The 22737-nt window shown below is 63.7% G+C and carries 26 protein-coding genes; 15 read left to right on the forward strand and 11 right to left on the reverse strand.

Annotation, left to right across the window (positions count from 1 at the left end):
- Nucleotides 1-21 precede the first annotated feature (21 nt).
- The 6 genes from hisF to hisB are packed head-to-tail and all read right to left on the reverse strand — an operon-like array spanning nt 22 to nt 4154.
- Nucleotides 22-816, reverse strand: a complete 795-nt coding sequence (hisF, locus tag JG746_RS02315; protein ID WP_202359234.1) for an imidazole glycerol phosphate synthase subunit HisF — start codon at nt 814-816, stop codon at nt 22-24.
- Entirely contained in the window at nt 813-1649 is an 837-nt protein-coding gene (locus JG746_RS02320) for an arginase family protein (protein WP_202356710.1), read from the reverse strand. The genes hisF and JG746_RS02320 overlap by 4 nt, the downstream gene beginning before the upstream one ends.
- Nucleotides 1646-2395 (reverse strand): 1-(5-phosphoribosyl)-5-[(5-phosphoribosylamino)methylideneamino]imidazole-4-carboxamide isomerase, encoded by a 750-nt coding sequence (gene hisA / locus JG746_RS02325; RefSeq protein WP_202356711.1) that lies wholly within the window; start codon nt 2393-2395, stop codon nt 1646-1648. Before hisA ends, JG746_RS02320 begins: the two co-directional genes overlap by 4 nt.
- 27 nt (nt 2396-2422) lie before the next feature.
- On the reverse strand, nt 2423-3073 hold the full coding sequence (gene hisH / locus JG746_RS02330) for an imidazole glycerol phosphate synthase subunit HisH (RefSeq protein ID WP_202356712.1): 651 nt from the start codon (nt 3071-3073) through the stop codon (nt 2423-2425).
- 1 nt (nt 3074) lies between these two features.
- Nucleotides 3075-3551, reverse strand: coding sequence for a DUF2628 domain-containing protein (locus tag JG746_RS02335; protein WP_202356713.1), 477 nt, complete (start codon nt 3549-3551; stop codon nt 3075-3077).
- A gap of 3 nt (nt 3552-3554) precedes the next feature.
- The gene (hisB, locus tag JG746_RS02340) at nt 3555-4154 is read right to left on the reverse strand and encodes an imidazoleglycerol-phosphate dehydratase HisB (protein ID WP_202356714.1); all 600 of its coding nucleotides are present in this window, start codon (nt 4152-4154) and stop codon (nt 3555-3557) included.
- A gap of 225 nt (nt 4155-4379) precedes the next feature.
- On the opposite strand from hisB, the gene hslV reads away from it, so the two are divergent.
- The 5 genes from hslV to JG746_RS02365 all read left to right on the forward strand — a co-directional run bounded on the left by hslV (nt 4380) and on the right by JG746_RS02365 (nt 8504).
- Nucleotides 4380-4931, forward strand: coding sequence for an ATP-dependent protease subunit HslV (gene hslV, locus JG746_RS02345; protein ID WP_202356715.1), 552 nt, complete (start codon nt 4380-4382; stop codon nt 4929-4931).
- The gene (locus JG746_RS02350; RefSeq protein WP_202356716.1) at nt 4921-5439 is read left to right on the forward strand and encodes a GNAT family N-acetyltransferase; all 519 of its coding nucleotides are present in this window, start codon (nt 4921-4923) and stop codon (nt 5437-5439) included. Before hslV ends, JG746_RS02350 begins: the two co-directional genes overlap by 11 nt.
- A 4-nt stretch (nt 5440-5443) precedes the next feature.
- The gene (locus JG746_RS02355) at nt 5444-6043 is read left to right on the forward strand and encodes a DUF2585 domain-containing protein (RefSeq protein ID WP_202356717.1); all 600 of its coding nucleotides are present in this window, start codon (nt 5444-5446) and stop codon (nt 6041-6043) included.
- Nucleotides 6044-6045: 2 nt separating this feature from the next.
- Nucleotides 6046-7356 carry an ATP-dependent protease ATPase subunit HslU gene (hslU, locus tag JG746_RS02360; protein WP_202356718.1) on the forward strand — a complete coding sequence of 437 codons (1311 nt, stop codon included), beginning with the start codon at nt 6046-6048 and terminating at the stop codon, nt 7354-7356.
- A 173-nt stretch (nt 7357-7529) separates the two neighbouring features.
- Nucleotides 7530-8504: a DUF1402 family protein gene (locus JG746_RS02365; RefSeq protein WP_202356719.1), complete on the forward strand. Its 975-nt coding sequence runs from the start codon at nt 7530-7532 to the stop codon at nt 8502-8504.
- 6 nt (nt 8505-8510) lie between these two features.
- On the opposite strand, the gene JG746_RS02370 is transcribed toward JG746_RS02365, so the two are convergent.
- Genes JG746_RS02370 through JG746_RS02380 form a run of 3 tightly spaced genes read right to left on the reverse strand, consistent with a single transcriptional unit; the run spans nt 8511 to nt 11205 of the window.
- Nucleotides 8511-9749 (reverse strand): NAD(P)/FAD-dependent oxidoreductase, encoded by a 1239-nt coding sequence (locus tag JG746_RS02370; protein ID WP_202356720.1) that lies wholly within the window; start codon nt 9747-9749, stop codon nt 8511-8513.
- A complete protein-coding gene (locus tag JG746_RS02375) occupies nt 9746-10060 on the reverse strand; it encodes a MocE family 2Fe-2S type ferredoxin (protein WP_202356721.1) in 315 nt (104 codons plus the stop codon). The genes JG746_RS02370 and JG746_RS02375 overlap by 4 nt, the downstream gene beginning before the upstream one ends.
- 53 nt (nt 10061-10113) lie before the next feature.
- A complete protein-coding gene (locus JG746_RS02380) occupies nt 10114-11205 on the reverse strand; it encodes a fatty acid desaturase family protein (RefSeq protein ID WP_202356722.1) in 1092 nt (363 codons plus the stop codon).
- Between the two features lie 157 nt (nt 11206-11362).
- Here JG746_RS02380 and JG746_RS02385 point away from each other — a divergent pair, with 157 nt between their 5' ends.
- The 9 genes from JG746_RS02385 to JG746_RS02425 all read left to right on the forward strand — a co-directional run bounded on the left by JG746_RS02385 (nt 11363) and on the right by JG746_RS02425 (nt 19954).
- The gene (locus JG746_RS02385) at nt 11363-12394 is read left to right on the forward strand and encodes a LacI family DNA-binding transcriptional regulator (protein ID WP_202356723.1); all 1032 of its coding nucleotides are present in this window, start codon (nt 11363-11365) and stop codon (nt 12392-12394) included.
- Between the two features lie 298 nt (nt 12395-12692).
- Nucleotides 12693-13634: a sugar ABC transporter substrate-binding protein gene (locus JG746_RS02390; protein ID WP_202356724.1), complete on the forward strand. Its 942-nt coding sequence runs from the start codon at nt 12693-12695 to the stop codon at nt 13632-13634.
- A 109-nt stretch (nt 13635-13743) separates the two neighbouring features.
- The gene (locus JG746_RS02395) at nt 13744-14820 is read left to right on the forward strand and encodes an ABC transporter permease (RefSeq protein WP_202356725.1); all 1077 of its coding nucleotides are present in this window, start codon (nt 13744-13746) and stop codon (nt 14818-14820) included.
- 2 nt (nt 14821-14822) lie between these two features.
- Nucleotides 14823-15590, forward strand: a complete 768-nt coding sequence (locus tag JG746_RS02400) for an ATP-binding cassette domain-containing protein (protein ID WP_010912863.1) — start codon at nt 14823-14825, stop codon at nt 15588-15590.
- A gap of 120 nt (nt 15591-15710) precedes the next feature.
- Entirely contained in the window at nt 15711-16706 is a 996-nt protein-coding gene (iolG, locus tag JG746_RS02405) for an inositol 2-dehydrogenase (RefSeq protein WP_202356726.1), read from the forward strand.
- A gap of 37 nt (nt 16707-16743) precedes the next feature.
- Nucleotides 16744-17538, forward strand: coding sequence for an SDR family oxidoreductase (locus JG746_RS02410; RefSeq protein WP_202356727.1), 795 nt, complete (start codon nt 16744-16746; stop codon nt 17536-17538).
- A gap of 98 nt (nt 17539-17636) precedes the next feature.
- The gene (locus JG746_RS02415; RefSeq protein WP_202356728.1) at nt 17637-17903 is read left to right on the forward strand and encodes a type II toxin-antitoxin system Phd/YefM family antitoxin; all 267 of its coding nucleotides are present in this window, start codon (nt 17637-17639) and stop codon (nt 17901-17903) included.
- On the forward strand, nt 17900-18322 hold the full coding sequence (locus JG746_RS02420; RefSeq protein WP_202356729.1) for a type II toxin-antitoxin system VapC family toxin: 423 nt from the start codon (nt 17900-17902) through the stop codon (nt 18320-18322). The genes JG746_RS02415 and JG746_RS02420 overlap by 4 nt, the downstream gene beginning before the upstream one ends.
- 540 nt (nt 18323-18862) lie before the next feature.
- The gene (locus JG746_RS02425; RefSeq protein WP_202356730.1) at nt 18863-19954 is read left to right on the forward strand and encodes a 3-deoxy-7-phosphoheptulonate synthase; all 1092 of its coding nucleotides are present in this window, start codon (nt 18863-18865) and stop codon (nt 19952-19954) included.
- Between the two features lie 48 nt (nt 19955-20002).
- Here JG746_RS02425 and JG746_RS02430 read toward each other — a convergent pair whose 3' ends face one another.
- Nucleotides 20003-20638, reverse strand: coding sequence for a LysE family translocator (locus JG746_RS02430; RefSeq protein ID WP_202356731.1), 636 nt, complete (start codon nt 20636-20638; stop codon nt 20003-20005).
- 129 nt (nt 20639-20767) lie between these two features.
- Here JG746_RS02430 and JG746_RS02435 point away from each other — a divergent pair, with 129 nt between their 5' ends.
- A complete protein-coding gene (locus tag JG746_RS02435; RefSeq protein WP_202356732.1) occupies nt 20768-21463 on the forward strand; it encodes a helix-turn-helix transcriptional regulator in 696 nt (231 codons plus the stop codon).
- Nucleotides 21464-21475: 12 nt separating this feature from the next.
- Here JG746_RS02435 and JG746_RS02440 read toward each other — a convergent pair whose 3' ends face one another.
- Entirely contained in the window at nt 21476-22585 is a 1110-nt protein-coding gene (locus JG746_RS02440; RefSeq protein WP_202356733.1) for a Gfo/Idh/MocA family protein, read from the reverse strand.
- Nucleotides 22586-22737 lie beyond the last annotated feature (152 nt).

The following is a 22737-nucleotide window of genomic DNA, read 5'->3' on the forward strand; positions in this document are numbered from 1 at the left end:
CTTTTCTTAGCCGGAAAGGCTCTAGGGCCGATCGACCGAGGAGTCCAGCCGCATCGGCAACCCCGCGGCGGCCATATGCGCCTTGGCCTGTGCGATCGTGTAGGTGCCGAAATGGAAGATCGAGGCCGCCAGCACCGCGCCGGCATGGCCGTCGCGAATGCCTTCGACCAGGTGATCCAGCGTGCCGACGCCGCCCGAAGCGATGACCGGGGCGCGCACCGCGTCCGCGATCGCGCGGGTCAGCGCGATGTCGTAGCCGGCCTTGGTGCCGTCGCGGTCCATCGAGGTCAGCAGGATCTCGCCGGCGCCGCGATCGACCATTTTGCGGGCGAATTCGACCGCATCGATGCCGGTCTTCTCGCGCCCGCCATGGGTGAAGATCTCCCAGCGGTCGGCCTCGCCGGCGCCGGAGACCTTCTTGGCGTCGATGGCGACGACGATGCACTGGTTGCCGAACTTGTCGGCCGCTTCGGCGACGAAATCCGGGTTCTTCACCGCCGCCGTGTTGATCGACACCTTGTCGGCGCCGGCCAACAGCAATTTCCTGATGTCGGCGACCTGGCGCACGCCGCCGCCGACGGTCAGCGGCATGAAGCACTGTTCGGCGGTGCGGGCGATGACATCGAAGATGGTTTCACGGTTGTCGGACGAAGCGGTGATGTCGAGAAAGCAAAGCTCGTCGGCACCGGCGGCGTCGTAGGCCTTGGCCGCCTCGACCGGGTCGCCGGCGTCGATGAGATCGACGAAGTTGACGCCTTTGACGACACGGCCGTCCTTGACGTCGAGGCAGGGGATGACGCGGGCTTTCAGCATCAGCGGCCCTCTATCGTGGCGATGAGATCGTTGAGCAGCTGGCCGACCAGAGGCGGAACATCGGCCCGCGCGTCGAAAGCCGGATCGTAGGCGGAAACGGTGATGCCGACGACCGGCACCGCAAGCGCCATGGCGCAGGCGGCGTCGCGCAACTGTTCGGGGCTTGGCCCGCCTGACGTGGTGTAGCGGTTGGCCTGGAGCGCCTTGGGGTCGTGCACGTCGAGATCGAGATGCATGTGCACGCTCTTGGCGCCGGCGGCGTGCAGCTTTTGCGTCGCTTGCCCAACATCTGGACATTCCGTGCGGATCACCGGCAAGGTTTCGAGGAGTTCTTTCTCGGCCGGATCGAGATCGCGAGCGTTGACGAGCACGCAGCGCGACGGATCGATCGGCTTGAAGCCGGGAATGGCCGATGCCATCGGGCGCCAGCACAGGCCAAGCACGGTCGCCAGCGCCATGCCGTCGAGAAAGCCGTAGATGGAGGTTTCGGGCGTGTTGAGATCGCCATGCTGGTCGGCCCAGATGATCGCATCGGCACCCTCGCCGGCGACCGCGCCGGCTGAGGTCAGGCAGTTTCCGGCGAGCACGATGGGAAAACGCCCCCTGTCGATGGCAATGCGGACCTCGCCCGAGACGGCGTTGCAGACGGCGAACCCGGTGGCGATCTCGCGCTCCTGTTCGGCGCCGACCCTGCCGATATCCTCGACGGCCACGTCGTGACCGGCGATGGTCAGGGCATCGACCAGACCGCCAGCAATCAGCGCATCCGGGCCTTGGCCCATGCCGCCGTGATAGTGGCCGCTGTCATAGGAGGCCAGGATGATGGTGATCTTCACGTTTTCGCCTCCGCCACCGGCCGACCCTGCAGGATCGCCAGCGCCTCGGCCGGATCGATGCGGCCGTCATAGAGCGCGCGGCCCGAGATGGCGCCTTCGAGCTTTCGTGCGTCGGGCATGGTCATGCGCACGATGTCGGCGATCGAGGCCAGACCGCCCGAAGCGATGACCGGGATCGATACGGCCTCGGCGAGGTCGATTGTGGCGTCCCAATTGATGCCGGTCAGCACGCCGTCGCGGTCGATGTCGGTGTAGATGATGGCCGCGACGCCGGCGCCCTCGAATTTCTTCGCCAGTTCGACGACGCCGAGGCTCGACGCCTCGGCCCAGCCCTCGACTGCCACCTTGCCGCCCTTGGCGTCGATGCCGACGGCCACCTTGCCCGGGAAAGCCTTGCAGGCCTGCCTGACCAGGTCGGGATCGCGCACCGCCACCGTGCCGAGGATGACGCGGGCCAGCCCCCGGTCGAGCCAGTCCTCGATCTGTTCCAGCGTGCGGATGCCGCCGCCAAGCTGCACCGGATTCTTGGTCGCCTTGAGGATGGCGCCGACCGCGGCGCTGTTGACGCTCTGGCCTTTGAAGGCACCGTTGAGATCGACAACGTGCAGCCATTCGAAGCCCTGGTCCTCGAAGGCTTTCGCCTGCGCCGCGGGATCATCATTGTAAATGGTGGCGGTCGCCATCTCGCCGTGCTTCAGGCGCACGCATTGGCCGTCCTTGAGGTCGATGGCAGGAAACAGGATCACGATTCAGGCGCCCTTCTTGCTCATGCTTTAGGGCCTCCAGCGGAGGAAATTGGTGATCAGCGCCAGGCCCAGCGCCTGACTCTTCTCCGGATGGAACTGCGTGCCGACGAGATTGTCGCGGGCGACGGTCGCCGTCACCGGGCCGCCATAGTCGGCCTCGGCCAGAACCTCGTCCGGCTTCGTCGCATCGAGATGGTAGGAATGGACGAAATAGGCGTGCAGCCCCGCTGCACCGGTCGGGATGCCGGCAAACAGCGGATGCTGGCGCCGAAGCTCGATCGTGTTCCAGCCGATCTGCGGGATCTTCAATGCGGGATCGGTGGGCGTGATCTCCTTGACGTCGCCCGATATCCAGCCAAAGCCATGGGTGACGGTCTTTTCCAGGCCGCGCTGCGACATCAGCTGCATGCCGACGCAGATGCCAAGGAAGGGCCGGCCCTTGGCGATCGCGACATCCTCGACCGCTTCCCACATGCCGTCGACGGCGCGCAAGCCGGCCGCGCAGTCGGCATAGGCGCCGACGCCCGGCAGGACGATGCGGTCGGCGCTGCGCACCCGGTCGGCATCGGCCGTCAGGTCGATTTCGGCCGATATGCCGGCTTCGCGCGCGGCGCGCTCGAAGGCCTTGGTGGCCGAGCGCAGATTGCCCGAGCCGTAGTCGATGATGGCTACCCGCATGTCAGCGCCGTCCCGGTATGTGGGTCAGGCCCAGCGCCATGCCCGGCTGTGCCGGCCGCGCCAGGGCGGCATCCGGAACGATGCGCGGCGCGGGCACGGCTTCCTCGGCCTGCTCCTCGACCTCCAGCGCGTAGCGGATGTCGGCATCGTCGAGCCGGCCGGCCTGAACCACGCCCCATTCATGCCAGCCGCGCCGACGCAGGGCCGCGACGCGCAAGCCCTGCCCTTCCAGGCCGACATAGAACGAGACCAGCAGCGACAGCAGCGAACTTGCCAGCCCAAGGCCAAGATTTTCCCCAGCCATCGAAAGCAGGCTCATGACGACGAAGGCAAGTCCGGCTTCGATCCACAGCCGGTGCCAGGCCAGCCATAGCGGCGGCACCAGAAGGCCGAGCCAGGCGAAGCCGTCGCGGATAAAGACGGACGTGTCGACCTTCTCGCGGCGGCCGGGCGGTTCCATCACGACATAGGTGGCCATGGCCTATCCCTTCAACGATCCCTTGGTGGAGGGAACCGCGTCCGGCTGGCGCGGGTCGGGCTCGAGCGCGGCTCGCAGCGCGCGCGCCACCGCCTTGAAGCAGGTCTCGGCGATATGGTGGTTGTTGGCGCCATAGTGGTTGGTGACATGCAGTGTGATGCCGGCATTCTGCGCCAATGCCTGGAAGAATTCCCGCACCAGTTCGGTGTCGAAAGTGCCGATCTTGGGCGACGAGAAAGACACGTTCCAGACCAGGAACGGCCGGCCGGACACGTCGATCGCCGCGCGCGTCAGCGTCTCGTCCATGGCAAGATCGATCGAGGCATAGCGCATGATGCCGCGCCGCTCGCCGAGCGCCTTGGTCAAGGCCTGGCCGAGCGCGATGCCGGTGTCCTCGACCGTGTGGTGGTCGTCTATGTGCAGGTCGCCCTTGGCGCTCACCGTCATGTCGATCAGCGAATGGCGCGACAGCTGGTCCAGCATATGGTCGAAGAAGCCGACGCCCGTGGCGATATCGGATTTGCCCGAGCCGTCGACATGGACCGACACCGAGATGTCGGTTTCCTTGGTCTTGCGGCTTGCTTCGGCGGAACGGGGCGCCATGACCTTGTCCTTGTCTCAGGGTTTCAAAGCTCCAGAGACGAGCTTCGAGCATTCACCGGCTTGAAAACGAAAGCCTTCTAGCAGCATGATCCGGCGATTGCCAGTTGCCATCCCGGCCGCTATCGAGCGGTTTGCAATCATTGGTCCCGTGCATACATATGGCCGATCGAAGTTACTCGTACCGCGCCAATCGCCTCTTTGGGATCGCGCGAATCGGAGCCAGGAATGTCAAATGAACTGACCATGCACGCCACGACCATCGTGACGGTGCGCAAGGGCAACAAGGTGGTGATCGCCGGCGACGGCCAGGTCAGCCTTGGCCAGACCATCATGAAGGGCAATGCCCGCAAGGTGCGCCGCATCGGCAAGGGCGGCAATGTGATCGCCGGGTTCGCTGGCGCCACCGCCGACGCCTTCACGCTGCTGGAGCGGCTGGAGGCCAAGCTCGAACAATATCCCGACCAGCTGACACGTGCCTGCGTCGAGCTCGCCAAGGACTGGCGCACCGACCGCTATCTGCGCCGGCTGGAGGCGATGATGCTGGTTGCCGACAAGTCGGTCTCGCTGGCGCTGACCGGCACCGGCGACGTGCTCGAACCCGAATTTGGCGTCATGGCTATCGGTTCGGGTGGCAATTACGCGCTGGCCGCCGCGCGGGCGCTGATGGACACCGACAAGGATGCCGAGGAGATCGCCCGCAAGGCGATGCAGATCGCCTCCGATATCTGCGTCTACACCAACAACAATTTTGTCGTCGAAACGCTCGATGCCGCCTGAGAAGGTGGCGCTCTATGATTTTCGGCCGGTCACAGAAAAGGACCTGCCGATGATCGCCGGCTGGCTCGCCGAGCCGCATCTGGCCGAGTGGTGGAACGATCCGGAGACGGAAATCGCCGAGATTCGCGATCATATCGACTCGATCTCGGTCGAGCCGCTGATCGTCGAACTCGACGGCAAGCCGATCGCCTATCTGCAGAGCTACGACCCGCATCTGGAAGACGACCATCCCTATGCCGACCAGCCGTTCGGCACGCTCGGCATCGATGTGTCGATCGGGCCGCCGGAGCTGGTCGGCATCGGCCATGGCTCGGCCATCGTGCGCCAGTTCGTCGAGGATCTGTTCGAGGAAGGTGTGCCCCGCGTCATCATCGACCCCAATCCTGCCAATCTCAGGGCCATCCGCGCCTATGAAAAGGCCGGATTCCGGGACATAGACCGCAGGCAATCTGTCTATGGCGACGTCGTGCTGATGGCGATCGACGCCGACGATGATGAGGGGGAATAACCGGATGAGCAAGACAGGCGCGGACGATGGCTACTCGGCCTATGAAGACAGTTGGCGCATGGGTCTTCTGCTCGTCCTTGGCCTGCTCATCTTCCAGGCCGGGGCTCTCTATGGCATGGGCCGGACGCCGATCTGCACCTGCGGCTATGTGAAACTCTGGCATGGCGTAGTGAACAGTTCGGAGAATTCCCAGCACATCACCGACTGGTACACCTTCTCGCACATCATCCACGGCTTCCTGTTCTATGCCTTGGCGAAGTTCCTGTTCCCGCGTTCGCCGATCGGTTTGCGGCTGGCCTTCGCCGTCCTCATCGAAGGCGGCTGGGAATTGCTCGAGAACAGCCCGTTCATCATCGAGCGTTACCGGGCCGGCACCATCTCGCTCGATTATTACGGCGACAGCATCATCAATTCGGTGTCCGACACACTGGCCATGGTGCTGGGATTTGTGATGGCGCGAAGGCTACCTATATGGGTGATCGTCAGCCTCGCCATCCTTTTCGAACTCGGCACTGGCTATCTCATCCGGGACAATCTGACACTCAACGTGATCATGCTGCTGCATCCGTTCGAGGCCATCAAGCAGTGGCAAAGTGGAATTTAGCTATGACGACATTTTCTCCCCGCGAAATCGTTTCCGAACTCGACCGCTTCATCATCGGCCAGAAGGACGCCAAGCGCGCCGTGGCCATCGCCTTGCGCAACCGCTGGCGCCGCCAGCAGCTGGTAGGCCAGATGCGCGAAGAGGTGATGCCGAAGAACATCCTGATGATCGGGCCGACCGGCGTCGGCAAGACCGAAATCTCGCGCCGCCTGGCGCGGCTGGCCGGCGCGCCTTTCGTCAAGGTCGAAGCCACCAAATTCACCGAAGTCGGCTATGTCGGCCGCGACGTCGAGCAGATCATCCGCGACCTGGTCGAGATCGCCATCGGGCTGGTTCGCGAAAAGATGCGTGAGGATGTGAAGGCGCGCGCGCACGTCAATGCCGAGGAACGCGTTCTGGAAGCGCTGGTCGGCAAGACCGCGAGCCCGGCGACGCGTGACAGTTTCCGCAAGAAGCTGCGCGACGGCGAGCTCGACGACAAGGAGATCGAGATCGAGGTGGCCGACACCGGCAATGGCGGCATGCCCGGCTTCGAGATTCCCGGCATGCCGGGCGCCAATATCGGCGTGCTCAACATCAACGACATGCTGTCGAAGGCGATGGGCGGCAAGAAGACCAAGCAGCGCAAGACGACGGTGAAGGAATCCTACGATCTGCTGGTCGCCGACGAGTCCGACAAGCTGCTCGACCAGGACGAGGTGGTGCGCCGGGCGCTGGACGCCGCAGAAAATGACGGCATCGTCTTCCTCGACGAGATCGACAAGATCGCCGCCAGATCCGACATTTCCGGCGGTCCTTCGCGCGAAGGCGTGCAGCGCGACCTGCTGCCGCTGGTCGAAGGCACCACGGTGGCGACCAAATACGGGCCGCTGAAGACGGATCACATCCTGTTCATCGCGTCCGGCGCGTTCCACGTGTCGAAGCCGTCCGACCTGTTGCCGGAATTGCAGGGCCGCCTGCCGATACGCGTCGAACTGCGCGCGCTGGAGAAGGACGATTTCGTCCGCATCCTGACCGAGACGGAAGCGAGCCTGATCAAGCAGTATATCGCGCTGATGAAGACCGAGGGCGTCGACCTGACCTTCACCGACGACGCCATCGATTCGCTCGCCGGCATCGCCGTCGACCTCAACGCCAGCGTCGAGAATATCGGCGCCAGGCGGCTGCAGACAGTGATGGAGCGGGTGCTGGACGAGATTTCGTATGACGCGCCCGACCGCAACGGCACGTCGGTCACCATCGACGCCGCCTATGTGGAAAAGCATGTCGGCGACCTCTCGCGAAACACAGATTTGTCGCGTTTCATCCTTTAAACGACGGTAGCGGGTCATTTCGGCGCCGGCTTAGGCACTATTCCGGCGAACAGAACCATGTGTGGCCAGATGGTACCATCTGGCCACCTTTCGTCTTGCCGGGTGAAGGGGCGCTCTCGACTCGACCCAGAGCACTACCCTAGTTTGCCCGCAAGATTGCAGGCGGCGGGCGTATGAAAAAACTCATCCCAATCCTTCTCAGGCCGGTCATTCTCGGCTTGACCCTGGCGGTGACGCTGTTCGCCGCCGATGCGGCGACATTGGTGCCGCCGGGAAACCGCAATGCCGAGCAGCCCGACATTCCCGGCGCCTCGAGCCGGCGCACACAGGCGACGAACACCACCTTCCAGGCGAAGTACCGCAAGGTCTATGCCTTGCTGCAGAACGACCCCGATCTGCGCGGCAAGATCAAAAAGGCAGCAAGCGCCTATGGCATCGATCCGATGCATATCGTCGGCGCCATTGTCGGCGAGCACACCTACAATGTCGACGCCTATGACCGGCTGCAGACCTACTACGTCAAGGCGATCTCCTACCTCTCCAGCAAGCTGTCCTTCGCCTATGAGGGCGAGGACATCACCGATTTCGTGCAGCGGCCGGAATTCAAGAAATGCGCCGGGATGTCGGACAGCTACGACCTTTGGGAATGCCGCGAGCAGGTGTGGAACCATTCGTTTCGCGGCAAGACCGTCGGCGGGACAAGCTTTCCCGACGACCGGTTCGGCGCCACCTTCTTCCAGCCCTACTATGCCGGCCAGACTTTCGGGCTCGGCCAGCTCAACCCTTTGACGGCGCTGCAGATGAGCGATCTCGTGCACAAGGTGTCGGGCCTGCCGAAGCTTGATGTCGACGACCCCAATTCGGTTTACAAGACCATCATGGATCCGGACCTGACGCTGCCCTATGTCGCGGCGACGATCAGGAAATCGATCGATGCCTATAAGAGCATTGCCGGCTTCGACATTTCGGGCAATCCGGGGCTGACCGCCACGCTCTACAATGTCGGCAATCCGGAGCAGCGTGCCTATGCGCTGAAGGCGGAAAACGACAAGCGCAGCGCCGCCGGCGAGCCGGAAAAACTGCCGGAGGAGAATTATTACGGCTGGCTGGTCAACGACAAGCTGCCCGAGCTGAAGGCGCTGTTCTAGATCGTTTCACGCCGCCAGCAACGACTTCAGCTTGACGGCCTGCGATCCCAGCGCTTCCGGCGCCGGCCTGGCCCGCTTGCCGATCAGCATTTCGGCCAGCCTGATGTCGCGGGCGACGGCGTTGCCGGGGCCGATGCCGCTGGCCGCAACCAGCGTGCCATCCCCAGCCAGATGGAAGAGGATGAAGGCGCCGTCACCGAGATCGCGGCGAACCGTGCTTTTGCCTTCGTCCGAAAGCCCCGCGATCTGCAGGGTCAGCCCATACTGATCCGACCAGAACCACGGCACCGCGGCATGCGCCTCGCCGGCACCGAGCATGTTTTTCGCGGCAAGCGCGCCCTGTTCCTGCGCATTGCGCCAGGCCTCCAGCCGCACGCGGCGGCCGCCATAGACGGCAAGCGGAAACGAACAGCAGTCGCCGGCTGCAAAGATATCGGGATCGCTGCTGCGTAGCTCGGTATCGACGGCGATGCCATTGTCGATCGCCAGGCCGGCTTCAGCCGCGAGCCCGGTCACCGGCACCGCGCCGATGCCGATGATGGCGAGATCGGCTGTGATTTCGCGCCCACCGGCGAGCGTGACGCGCACCTCCTTGCCGTCGTCGGCGATGGACGCGATGCCGTCGCCACAGAGGATGTCGACCCCTTCGGCGATGTGCGCCTGATGGATGATTTCGGCGATTTCGGCCGGCACGCCGCGCATCAGGATGCGCGGTTGCGCCTCGATGACGGTGACCGCAGCGCCGCGCTTGCGGGAAGCAGCCGCGAGTTCGAGACCGATGAAGCCGCCACCGATGATGGCGATGCGGTTGCCGGCGCTGAGATGGGCGCGAATGGCCAGCGCATCGGCAAAGGTTCTGAGATACACGCAGCGCGCGCCAAGGCCAGGCATCGGCAGCTTGCGCGGGATTGATCCGGTCGCCAGCAGGAGCTTGTCGTAAGGCAGCGCCGAACCGTCCGCCAGGCGCACCACATGCGCCGCACGATCGATCGCCACGGCCTGGACAGAATGGATATGCCGGATCGACTTCTCGGCCAGCATTTCGTCGCTGGCGATCGCCTTGATTTCCGGCGCGTCGCTGGCCATCGCCTCCTTGGACAGCGGCGGCCGTTCGTAGGGCGGATGCGGCTCGTCGCCGACCAGCGTCACCGGCCCGTCATAGCCGAGATCGCGCAGCGTGAGCGCTGCCCGCCCGCCGCATTCGCCGGCGCCGATGATGACCATTCCGCCCGCCATGTCCGTCATCCGATCTGTATGAGGACTTTGCCGGCGTCGACCTTGACCGGATATGTCCTGAGGTTGACGCAGACGGGGGCGCCCCTGGCCGCGCCCGTCTTGTAGTTGAAGCGGCCATTGTGCTTGGGGCATTCGATGATGTCGTCCATCACCAGGCCATCGGCGAGATGCACTTTCTCATGCGTGCAAAGCCCGTCGGTGGCGAAATATTCGTCGTCGGGGCTGCGATAGATGGCGAAGGTGCGCCCGCCATGATCGAAGCGCATCACGTCCTCTTCATCGATATCGTCGGCAGCACAGGCCTCGACCCAGTCGCTCATTCGGTCTTCCCCAAAGCAATTTCAGGAAAAGTGCGTAGCGGTTTTCGCCGCGATCATTCCGCCGCGGCTGCGACGGCATCGTTGTGGAACTCTTCGCGGTACGGCCGGGCGGTCGGCGGCAGTTCGCGCTTGAGGAAATAGTCCTCGTTTCGCAGCTGGCGCAGGAAGACCGGGATCATCTCGCGATAGCCGGCCAGGATCGACGGCGTCGGCGCCGGCAGATCATGCTTGATCAGCGCATGCAGCCTGGGCAGCGCATGGTAGGGCACCATCGGGAACATGTGATGCTCGACGTGGTAATTCATGTTCCAGTAGATGAAGCGGCTGACCGGGTTCATGTAGACGGTGCGGCTGTTCAGCCGATGGTCGATGACATTGTCGGCCAAGCCGCCATGCTGCAGCAGGCCGACCATGACGTGATGCCAGGCGCCGTAGAGCCTGGGCAGGCCGACCAGCATCAAGGGCAGGAACGAGCCGGAATACAGCGCCAGTGCGACGGTTACGGCATAGATCGCGGTCCAGATGCGGGCGATGCGGATCGCCTTGCCCTGCTCCTGCTCGGGAATGAAGGTCTTTTCAGCCGCGCTGATGTTGCCAGCGGCGTTGCGCAGCATGTCCGACATCGCGTGCCAGGCATCGAGTATGCCGACAAAGCCAAGCAGCGCGCGCACCAGGTCCGGCGGCCGCATGACCGAGATTTCCGGGTCGCGGCCGACGATGATGGTGTCGGTGTGATGGCGCGTGTGGCTCCAGCGCCAGGTCACCGGATTGCGCATGATCATGAAGCAGGCGATCTGATAGACCGCATCATTCATCCATTGCGTCCGGAACGCCGTGCCGTGGCCGCATTCGTGCCAGCGTGAATCCGTCGACGAACCGTAGAGGACGCCGTAGACGAAGAAGAACGGCACGCACCACCAGCTGCCCCAGAACCAGGCGCCGCCGGCGCCGCTGACAATCAAGGCGGCGAGCCAGATCGCGGTGTCGCGGATCGCCGGCCCGTCGGAGCGCTGCATCAGCTCCTTCATCTGCTTGCGGGGAATGTCGGTGTGATACCACTCGGCCGCCGACAGGCCGTTTTCCACGGCAAGTTTGGCGTCGCGGCCGATCAGGCTGTAGTCACGCCGGGACGGCGCAGCGGTCATGATTGCCTCCTCGGCAAGGCACTCGCCCAGGCGACTGCCGGTTACCCCAGCCTGAAAGTACCGCTTGCTCATGATAGACTCAACATCATAAAGATAGTTTCTATCATTTCCTATCAGAATGATGTATCCTGTGTTCAGCAATCGAACGAGGGCGATCATGGTGAAACGGCCGACCATATCCGATCTGGCGCGCATCTCCGGCGTCAGCGTTGCGACGGTGGACCGCGTGCTCAACAATCGCCTGCCGGTGCGTGAGGACACCGCGCGGCGCGTCTATGAGACCGCGACCGAGATCGGCTATCACGCGGCCGGCCTGATCAAGCAGCGGATGCGCCATGAACTGCCGGAGTACCGGCTCGGCTTCCTGCTTTTGCGAGGCAACGATGTCTTCTACGGCGATTTCGCGGCGGAGCTCGAACTGGCGGTCTCGCAATCGCAGCGGTTTCGTGGCGCCGCAACCATCGATTTCGCCAGTTCGCTTGTACCCGACGAGATCGCCGCCCAGATGCGCAGGCTGGCGGCGAAATCGCGGGCCATCGCCGTCGTCGGCCCGGACCATCCGACCCTGACGGCGACGGTCGAGGCGCTGAAGGCGAAGGGGCAACCGGTCTTCTCGCTGTTGTCCGACTTCGCCGCCGGTATCCGCGAAGGCTATGTCGGTCTCGACAACCGCAAGGTCGGCCGTACCGCGGCCTGGATGATCGCGACGGCGGCGCGGCAGTCCGGCAAGGTCGCCCTCTTCGTCGGCAGCCACCGCTTCCATGGCCACGAGCTGCGCGAGATCGGCTTCCGCTCCTTCTTTCGCGAGCACGCACCCGACTTCAGCGTGCTGGAAACGCTGGTCAATCTGGAGGCAAACCAGGTGACCCATGACGCGATGATCGATCTTCTGGCGCGCTATCCGGACCTTGCCGGCTGCTACGTCGCGGGCGGCGGCATGGAAGGCGCGGTCTCGGCGCTGCGGGCGGCAAAGCCCGTAAATATGCCCGTGGTCGTCTGCAACGAGATCAACGCCGAGTCGCGCGCGGCACTCGCCGACAACATCCTCACCATGGTGATCTCGACGCCGCTGGCCGCGCTCTGCCGCGAACTGGTCGATCGGATGGTGCATGCCATCGAAGCCGGCGCGGCCAACGCGCCTGGCCAGACCTTCCTGCCCTTCGACATCTACCTGCCGGAGAATATCTGACGCTCCCGGACGAGAGCAGCCGCCGGGAATGATAGAATCCATCAGAGCGGTCCGAAAATCCGGCGGCAGGCCGCGGAATCGCCCTTGACGTTCCGCTGAAATGGAATAAATATTTCACCAACTGTACATTTTGGTTCTTTCGTTCCGGAACATCTGTTTCAAACAGAGGGTTCGGCATTCCAACCCAAAAAGGGAATGCCACACGGAGCGAAGCGATATCAGGGAGAGATTCCCCGGGGAGATCGGGGATTCCGGATAAATCGGTGCAACCGGACACCAAAAGTGGAGGAGCGATACAATGAAGAAACTGCTTTTGGGCGTCGCCTTCGCGGCGCTGATGAGTTCATCGGCTTTCGCCGCCAAGATCGGCGTGTCGATGGCCAAGTTCGACGACAACTTCCTTACCGTGCTGCGCAACGGCATGATCGAGCAGGCCAAGGGCATGAGCGGCGTCGAGCTGCAGGTCGAAGACGCACAGAACGACGTCGCCAAGCAACTCGACCAGATCAAGAACTTCGCCGCCTCGGGCGTCGACGCCATCATCGTCAACCCGGTCGACACCTCGGCCACGCAGGCCATGTCGGACGCCGCGGCCGCCGCCAAGATTCCGCTGGTCTATGTCAACCGCGAGCCGGTCAATGTGAACTCGCTACCCGACAACCAGGCCTTCGTCGCCTCGAACGAGGCCGATTCCGGCACGCTCGAGACCAAGGAAGTCTGCCGCCTGTTCAAGGAAGCCGGCAAGAAGGAAGCCAATGTCTATGTGATCATGGGCGAGCTTTCCAACCAGGCCGCCGTGCAGCGCACCAAGGACATTGAAGAGGTGATCGCCACGCCGGACTGCAGCTTCATCAAGATCATCGACAAGCAGACCTCGAACTGGAACCGCGACGAGGCGCAGAACCTGATGACCAACTGGCTGTCGACCGGCAAGAAGTTCGACGGCGTCATCGCCAACAACGACGAAAGCGCCATCGGCGCCATCCAGGCGATGAAGGCCGCCAATATCGACATGAAGTCGGTTGTCGTCGGCGGCGTCGACGCCACGCAGGACGCGCTTGCCGCCATGCAGGCCGGCGACCTCGACGCAACCGTGTTCCAGGACGCGGCCGGCCAGGGCGCGGGCGCGCTGGACGCAGCGCTGAAACTGTCCAAGGGCGAGAAGGTCGAGCACAAGGTCTACGTGCCGTTCCAGCTGGTCACGCCGGCAAACATCGACAAGTTCCTGAAGAAGAACTGAGCCACGGACATAGGGAGCGGCGCTGTCGCGCAAAAGGCGGCGCCGCTCCCCTTTCCCTCGGCGCCTGAAGGCGATCGAGGGACGACCGCGGCTGACGGAGGATAGAAGATTGGCACAGACATCTCATGGCGTCGGAGGGCTGACTTACGATGCGAAGAAGCGCGCATGGCCGGCCGAATTCAACGTCTTCCTGGCGCTCGTCATTCTCGTCGTCATCTTCGAAGCGATCGGCCGCATCTTTCTCGGCGACAGTTTCCTGTTCAACACCCGCAGCGACGTCTCGGGGATCTTCAACGAGGCCCGCCTGCAGATCATCATCCTGCAGGTGTCGATCGTCGGCATCATCGCCATCGGCGTGACGCAGGTGATCATTTGCGGCGGCATCGACCTGTCTTCCGGTTCGATCGTCGGCGCGACCGCGATGATCGCAATGAGTTTCGCCCAGGTGGCGACCGTCAACGGCAACCCGAACCCGAAGGCGATGTTCCTGGCGCAAGGCTGGACCGACCTGCCCGTCATCGTGCCGCTGCTGGTGGCGATCGGCTGCGGGCTGCTCGCCGGCCTCGTCAATGGCTCCCTGATCGCCTACACGCGCATCCCGCCCTTCATCGCCACGCTCGGCATGATGGTGACGGCGCGCGGCATCGCCAAATGGTGGTCGAAGGGCCAGCCGATCTCGTTCCCGACCGACAGTTTCGCCGCGATCGGCAAGGGCCTGATGCCCGTCATCATCTTCCTGTCGTTGGCGGTGCTGTTCCAGCTCATCATGACCTACACACGTTACGGTAAGCATTGTTACGCGATCGGCTCCAATGAGGACGCCGCGCGCATGTCCGGCATCAAGATCGCCAACCACAAGATCCTGGTCTATGTCATCGCCGGCATTCTCGCCTCGCTCGCCGCCGTGGTGCTGTCCTCCAAGAACCTCACCGCCCAGGCCGGCATGGGGGTGATGTATGAACTCGACGCCATCGCCATGGCGGTCATCGGCGGCGTTTCGCTGTCGGGCGGCCGCGGTTCGATCATCGGCACGGTGATCGGTTCGCTGATCTTCGGCGTCATCATCTCCGGCTTCACTTTCCTGCGCCTCGACGCCTACTACCAGGAGATGGTCAAGGGCGTGATCATCGTCGGCGCGGTCGTTCTCGACCAGTGGCGTCAACGCCTGCGGGCATTGAGGGCTTGACCATGTCAGACATCGTCCTGAAGACCGAAAACCTGACCAAGCGCTATGGCGGCGTGCATGCGCTGGAGGGCGCCAATTTCGAACTGCGCAAGGGTGAGCACGTCGCCATCATGGGCGACAATGGCGCCGGCAAGTCGACCTTCGTGCGCCAGATCACCGCTGTCGAACAGCGCACCAGCGGCCAGATCTGGTTCGACGGCAAGGAAGTGAATTTTGCCGGGCCGATCGAGGCCCGCACCGCGGGCATCGAGACGGTGTTCCAGAACCTGGCGCTGGCCGACGATCTCGACGTGCCGTCGAACCTGTTCCTCGGCCGCGAAAAGGTGCTGTTCAATCTGGGACCCTTCTCGATCCTCGACCGCAAATACATGCGCAAGGCGACCGAGGCGGCGCTGGTGCGCACGGCGGTGAAAATCCCCAATCTCTCCAACACCATCCGCCACATGTCGGGCGGCCAGCGCCAGTGCGTGGCGATCGCCAGGACGGCGACCTTCGCCTCCAAGCTGATCATCATGGACGAGCCGACCGCTGCGCTCGGCGTGCAGGAGACGGCGCAGGTCGAAAACATCATCCGCACGCTGAAGGACAATGGCGAGCCGCTGATCCTGATCAGCCACAATATGCGCCAGGTGTTCGACCTGTGCGACCGCATCGTGGTGTTCCGGCGCGGCCGCATCGTCGCCAATCTGCGCAAGGAGAACACCGACGGCCAGGACATCGTCTCCTACATCACCGGCGCCAAGACCGGAGAGGCGGAACTGGCCGCTTGAGGCGGGGTGGTCGTCCATTCCGGGACGATCTGCCGCGCCCAGAAAATATCCCAGCCACCTTTCCCTGACAGGAAGGTGCGGACACAAATCTCTCGAACCCATCCCTCAGAGGAAATATCCATGACTGTTCGTTTCGCCCTCCTCGGTGCCGGCCGCATCGGCAAGGTCCACGCCCGCGCCGTCGGCTCCAACCCCGATGCAAAACTGGTGGCGGTGGCCGATGCCTTCGAGAAGGCGGCAAAAGAGCTGGCGGGCGCCTATGGCGCCGAAGTGCGCACCATCGACGCCATCGAAAAGGCCGGAGATATCGACGCCGTCGTCATCTGCACGCCGACCGATACCCATGCCGATCTGATCGAGCGTTTCGCCAAGGCCGGCAAGGCGATCTTCTGCGAAAAGCCGATCGACCTGAACGTCAAGCGGGTGGAGAAGTGCCTGGCCGTGGTCGAGAAGGCCAAGGCAACGCTGATGGTCGGCTTCAACAGGCGTTTCGATCCCCACTTCGCCGCCGTGCGCAAGGCGATCGACGACGGCGCCATCGGCACCGTCGAGATGGTCACCATCACCTCGCGCGATCCCGGCGCGCCGCCGATCGACTATATCAAGCGCTCGGGCGGCATTTTCCGCGACATGACCATTCACGACTTCGACATGGCGCGCTTCCTGCTCGGCGAGGAGCCGGTGGCGGTCTCCGCGCACGCTTCGGTTCTGGTCGACAAGAAGATTGGCGAGGCCGGCGATTTCGATAGCGTCAGCGTCATCCTCGAGACGGCTTCCGGCAAGCAGGCCGTTATCTCCAATTCGCGGCGCGCCACCTATGGTTACGACCAGCGCATCGAAGTGCATGGCTCGAAAGGCATGATCGCGGCCGAGAACCAGCGGCCGGTGTCGATCGAACTGGCCAATGAGAAGGGCTATACGCGCCCGCCGCTGCACGACTTCTTCATGACCCGCTATCTCGACGCCTATGCCATCGAGATCGCCTCGTTCATCGCCGCCGCGACATCCGGCAAAAAGGCGGCGCCGAGCGGTGAAGACGGCCTCGTGGCGCTGAAGCTGGCGGATGCGGCGCTGAAGTCGGCAACGACCGGCAAGACCGTCCGTCTCGACAAGTAAGAACCGGAATTCGGGTCCCAACGACAGGAGCAGGGCGATGAGCACATCCGCCGATCGCAATTCGAAAACGCGCGCCATCGTCACCGGTGGCGCGCAAGGCATCGGCTTTGCCGTCGCCGAGGCGCTGGCCGACGAGGGTTGCAGGGCGCTGGCGCTCATCGGCCGCTCACAGGAGAAGGGCGACAAGGCGGTCGCCCACTTCAAGAAGGCCGGCGTCGACGCCATTTTCATCAGCGCCGACGTCTCGAAGGTGCCCGACTGCAAGCGCGCCGTCGCCACCGCGCTCTCGCATTTCGGCAGCATCAATGCGCTGGTCAACGCCGCCGCCACCTCGGCACGCGGTTCACTGGTCGAGACGTCGGAAGAGCTGTTCGACACCATCTTCGACACCAATGTGCGCGGCCCGTTTTTCCTGATGCAGGGCGTGGTGGCCCATCTTCTGGAGAAGAAGGCCCCCGGCTCGATCGTCAACGTGCTGTCGATGTCGGCCCATACCGGCCAATCTTTCCTGACACCCTATTCGACCAGCAAGGGCGCGCTGATGACGCTGACCAAGAACGTCGCCAATGCGTATCGCTTCAACCGCATCCGCTGCAACGCCGTGCTGCCGGGATGGATGGACACCGAGGGCGAGGACATCGTGCAGAAGAAATGGCACGACGCCCCGGACGACTGGCTGGCAAAAGCCGAGGCCGCGCAGCCGATGGGCCAGCTGGTCAAGCCGGACCAGCTCGCGCGGCTGATCAGCTACATGGTCAGCCCGCAATCGGGCGTGATGACCGGATCGCTGGTCGACTACGACCAGAGTGTTGCGGGGTCGTCACCGGAATAGTCTCAATCGGCAGCCTCGGAAACAGTTCTGCATAGCCCTGTTGCGGCAGCATCGCCATTCCCATATAGTCAAGATAGTCAGACTGGTCATGGGGCGAGATGATGGCCGCACCTAAAGTGGATACCGATTGGACGGTTGCTGGGGCAAAGGCACGGCTCTCGGAAGTTATCGAGCGCGCACAGTCTTCGCCGCAGACAATCACTAAAAACGGCAAACCAAGCGTGGTTGTGGTCTCGGCCGAGGAATGGCAGCGAAAGACCATGCGCAAGGGTACGCTTGCGCAGTTCCTGCTGGAGTCGCCGCTGCGCGGCGCCGACCTCGACCTGGAGCGTCAGCGCGACGAACCGCGTGACTTGCCCCTGTGAGACTACTGCTCGATACCAATGTCCTGTCCGAGGTGACAAGGCCTGCGCCGGACGCACGCGTTCTGGACTGGCTGGAGGGACTTGACGAGGACCGCTCATTCATCAGTGTCGTGTCGATCGCCGAAATCCGGCGCGGCGTCGCGCTCATGGACGAAGGTCGGAAGCGCGAGGCACTCGCCGACTGGCTCGCTCGGGACCTGCCACAGCGCTTCGATCAGAGGGTTTTGCCGGTGGACGAACCGGTTGCCTTGGCCTGGGGCGATCTGATGGGCCTTGCGAAGCGCAGCGGTCGCGGCCTGTCGTCGATGGACGGGCTGATCGCGGCCACGGCGATCGCGCAGCAGCTCACCTTGGCAACACGCAATACCAGGGATTTCGAAGGCTTTGGGATAGAACTCTTCGATCCCTGGACGGCATGAACCGCTCGGTGCAGCATGCCGTAATCGGGCATGACGACCCGGATCGCTGGTCGACTTGTGCCAAACCCTTGTACGGACATCATCGAAGTAGCTTAGCGGAAACGCCCACCCTTCGTCATCCACGGGCGGAGCAAGGAGCGTAGCGAGCCGCGCAGACCCGAGGATCCATGCCGGGACTTCCGAGCGCCGCTGCGACGCAGAATTCTGCTCCGCTGCGCTCTTCGGCCGGCGTCACGGAATGGATCCTATGGTCTGCGCCGCGTCGCTACGCTCCTTGCTTCGCCATAGGATGACGAAATCGCGAGGGTTCGGCCTACCCAGAAATTGCCTGTCGTCAAGGGGACGTGACAAACGCCTCCACTTCGACTATATGAGCCGCATGATCCACCTGTCCGCCACCTATTGGTACTTTAGCAGCTCGCTGGCGGCGGGAGGATTGCGCTCGATCTGAAGATTGCAGCAACAAGATCCGAACAGCCGCCAGACCTGGCGGCTTTTTTGTTTCAGCCGGCAGGTCTCCTAAACCAGGAGCAGAAAGCCGTGTTGACCACCACAGACGACCTTCGGGTCAAGGAAATCCGAGAACTGAGCACGCCGGACCAGGTGATGCGGGAGATCCCGCGCACGCTGACGGCGACGCGCACCGTGAGCGCCTCACGCAATGCCATCCATGCCATCCTGAACGGTACCGACGACCGGTTGCTTGTCGTCGTCGGCCCCTGTTCGATCCACGATCCGGTCGCGGCCGTTGACTATGCCAGCCGTCTGGCGGCGCTGCGCGAGACCCTGTCCGACCGGCTCGAGATCGTGATGCGGGTGTATTTCGAGAAGCCGCGCACGACGGTCGGCTGGAAAGGCCTGATCAACGATCCCGACCTCGACGGCAGCTTCAACATCGACAAGGGGCTCAGCATGGCGCGCAACGTGCTGTCGGCCGTCAACAATCTCGGCCTGCCGGCGGCGACCGAATTCCTCGACATGACCACGCCGCAATACATTGCCGACCTCGTCGCCTGGGGCGCGATCGGCGCGCGCACGACCGAGAGCCAGATCCACCGCGAGCTGGCCTCGGGCCTGTCCTGCCCGGTCGGCTTCAAGAACGGCACCGACGGCAATCTCAGGATCGCCGGCGAGGCGGTGAAGTCGGCCGCCCAGCCACATCATTTCATGGCGGTCACCAAGGGCGGACGCAGCGGCATCGCCACGACCACCGGCAATGAGGACTGCCATGTCATCCTGCGCGGCGGCGTTCAGCCGAACTACGACGCGGCGAGCGTCGAGGCGGCCTCGGTCGAACTCGCCCGCATCGGCGTCGCGCCGCGGCTGATGATCGATGTCAGCCACGCCAACTCGTCCAAGAAACCGGAGAACCAGCCCAAGGTGGCGGCCGACGTGGCGGGCCAGGTGGCGGCGGGCGACGAGCGCATCATCGGCCTGATGATCGAGAGCAATCTCGTCGCTGGCCGGCAGGATGTCGTGCCCGGCAAGCCGCTGGTCTACGGCCAGAGCATCACCGATGGCTGCATAGACTGGGCGACCACCGAGACCGTGCTGCACGGCCTTGCCGGCGCCGTCGAGTGGCGCCGCTCGGAACGCCGGGCGATGCTGGAAAACCGGCAGGGCGCCGCCTGATCCGGTCGGAGATAAAGGCAGGGGCGTGATCCCCGTTTCAGTCGGGGATCACGCCGCCTTCAGCCCTTCCCAGGCGGTGAACACCGAGACCGCAAAAAGCAGCAGCCCGGCCGCCCGGCCGGCAAGGATGGTCGCCCGCGGATTGGCGATCAGAAGATTGCGGCTGCGGCCGGCGGTGATCGCGAGTCCGCCATAGATCGCGGCCTGGGTGAGGACCGTCATCAGGCCCATGATTGTCGCCTGCATCCAGATCGGGCCGTAGTCCGGCCTCAGGAACTGAGGATAGACGGCAAGCACGAACAGATAGGCCTTCGGATTGATCAGGCAGGTCACCAGCCCCTGGCGAAACGCCTTCCATGCCGAGCGGCTGCCGACAGGCCCGTCCTGGCCGACGGTGATGGAGCTGCGCATCAGCGTGATGCCGATGAAGGCCATGTAAGCGGCGCCGGCGATCAGCAGCGGCGTGAACAGGATCGGCACGAAATGCATGAGCAGGCCGACGCCGATCGCTCCGTTCAGCGTGTGCACCATGCCGCCGACCATGATGCCGCCGGTCGCGGCCAGGCCCCTGTCGCGGCCGCCGGTCAGCGCATTGGCCAGCACGAACAGCATGTCCATGCCCGGAACGGCGATGATGCCGAACAGCAGGATAAAGAAAAGCCAGAGATTTTCCGCGTAGCCCATGTCAGTTGCCCGTCGCCTCGTTCCACCAAGCCGTAGCGGAACCTGTTGATTTTCAATTTGATAGGCAGTCCTATAGGTCGACCCAACTGACAATGGTGTGTCAGTTGCGGTCGAAGCCGGGTGAGGAAAATGCGCAAGGCGTCACGCCTGTTCGAGATCATCCAGATCCTGCGGCTGGCGCGGCAGCCGGTGACGGCGGCCATGATCGCCGAGCGGCTGGAAGTGACGATACGTTCGATCTATCGCGACATCGCGGCGCTTCAGGCGATGCGCGTGCCGATCGAGGGCGGGCGCGGCATCGGTTACATCTTGCGCCCCGGTTTCGACCTGCCGCCGCTGATGTTTTCGATCGAGGAGATGGAGGCGATCGTGCTGTCGCTGGCGCTCTTGGAGCGCACGGGAGACGACGAGCTCAAGCAGGCGGCCAAGCGCGTCAGCAGCAAGATCGCCGGCGCCGTGCCGCAGCCTTGGCGTCAGACATTCGAAGCCAACGCGCTGCATGCCTGGGGTTTTGCCGCACCGTCGGCCGGCACGATCGATTTGGCGCTGGTGCGCCGCGCCATCCGCGACGAGGAGAAGCTCGACCTCTCCTATCGCGACGAAGCGGGCCGGACCACGCAACGCATCATCCGGCCGATCGCGCTGATCTATTACGCAGAGGCGGTGAACACGGTGGCTTGGTGCGAGCTGCGCCAGGCCATCCGCAATTTCCGCAGCGACCGCATCGAAGACTGTCAGCCGACCGGCCTGTGGTTCAAGGGCGAGGGTGACCGGCTGCGCCAGATCTGGGTCGACGGCTGGGAGACCCCGGCCGTCGCCGGTTAAGGCGCGCTTGTATTACCGCACATCCACCCAGCGCTTTTCCTCGAAGGAGCGCGCCATGGCGTGCACGGTGCGCTCGATCTCCAGCCCCTCGGCGAATTCGATGAGCCGCGCCGGCCGGCCGGCAAGGCGCGTCAGCAATTCGTGGCACTCGATGATCTTGAGGTCATTGAAGCCCAGGCCATGGCCGGGCGCCGGCAGGAAGGCGTCGTACGGTCTGTGGTGCGGCGCGATCAGGATGGTGCGGTAGCCCTGTTCGGTCGGGCGATCGGCTGTGAGATAGAGCTGCAATTCGTTCATGCGCTCCTGGTCGAACAGGATCGAGCCTTTCGAGCCGAATATCTGGATGGCGATGCGGCCCTTGCGGCCCCAGGCCGAGCGGTTGACCTGCAGCGTGCCGGCAATGCCGTTTTCCAGATGCATCAGGACGCTGGCGATATCATAGGTCTCGACCGCGCGGCGTCCGCCCGTCGCCAGTTTGCGGTCGGCATAGGGCTTGGCCATGTCGCAGATGACGCTGGCGACGCGGCCGAACAGGACCGAGACCAGCGACAGCGGATGCACGGCGAAATCGTCGAGCGCGCCGTAGCCGGAAGCCGCCTCGTGCTTCCAGAAGAACAGCGCCTCGGGATCGGCCATGAAGTCCTCATCCATCTCGATGCGCAGATGGTTGACCTCGCCGATGATCTTCTCGTCGAGCAGCGCGCCGATGTGACGGATGGCCGGGCTCTGGATGTAGTTGTAGCCCAGCGCCGCGACCTTGCCGGACTTCCTGGCCGCTTGCGCCATCGCCTCGGCTTCGGCGAAGCTCGGCGCCATCGGCTTTTCGCACCACAGATGCTTGCCGGCCTCCAGGATGGCTATGGCCATCTCGGGATGGAACTGGTTGGGCGTGGTCAAGGAGACGATGTCGACATCCGGGTCGTTGACGACGGCGCGCCAGTCGCCGGAGGCCTTGGCGAAGCCGAATTCGCCGGCCTTGCGCCGGGCAAGTTCCTCGTTGACCTCGCCGAGATGGACAAGCCGGGGCTTGGCGACATCAGGAAAGACCGCGCCGACGGCGCTCCACGCGATGGCATGGCATTTGCCCATGAAACCCGTGCCGATAAGACCGACGCCGACCATTTTTCGTTTTCTCCGCTGCCTGACGCATTACATGGATGAATTAGTCCATTTTCTTTCGAAATGGAATGTCTGCCTCATTTTTTATGGTGTTCTTGCGCAGGCTCGCTATGATGGGGCAGAGAGGACGCTTCACGGATGAGCTTGGACGGGCC

Origin of the sequence: Mesorhizobium sp. 113-3-3 (assembly GCF_016756495.1) — a bacterium.
In the GTDB taxonomy this organism is placed as follows: domain Bacteria; phylum Pseudomonadota; class Alphaproteobacteria; order Rhizobiales; family Rhizobiaceae; genus Mesorhizobium.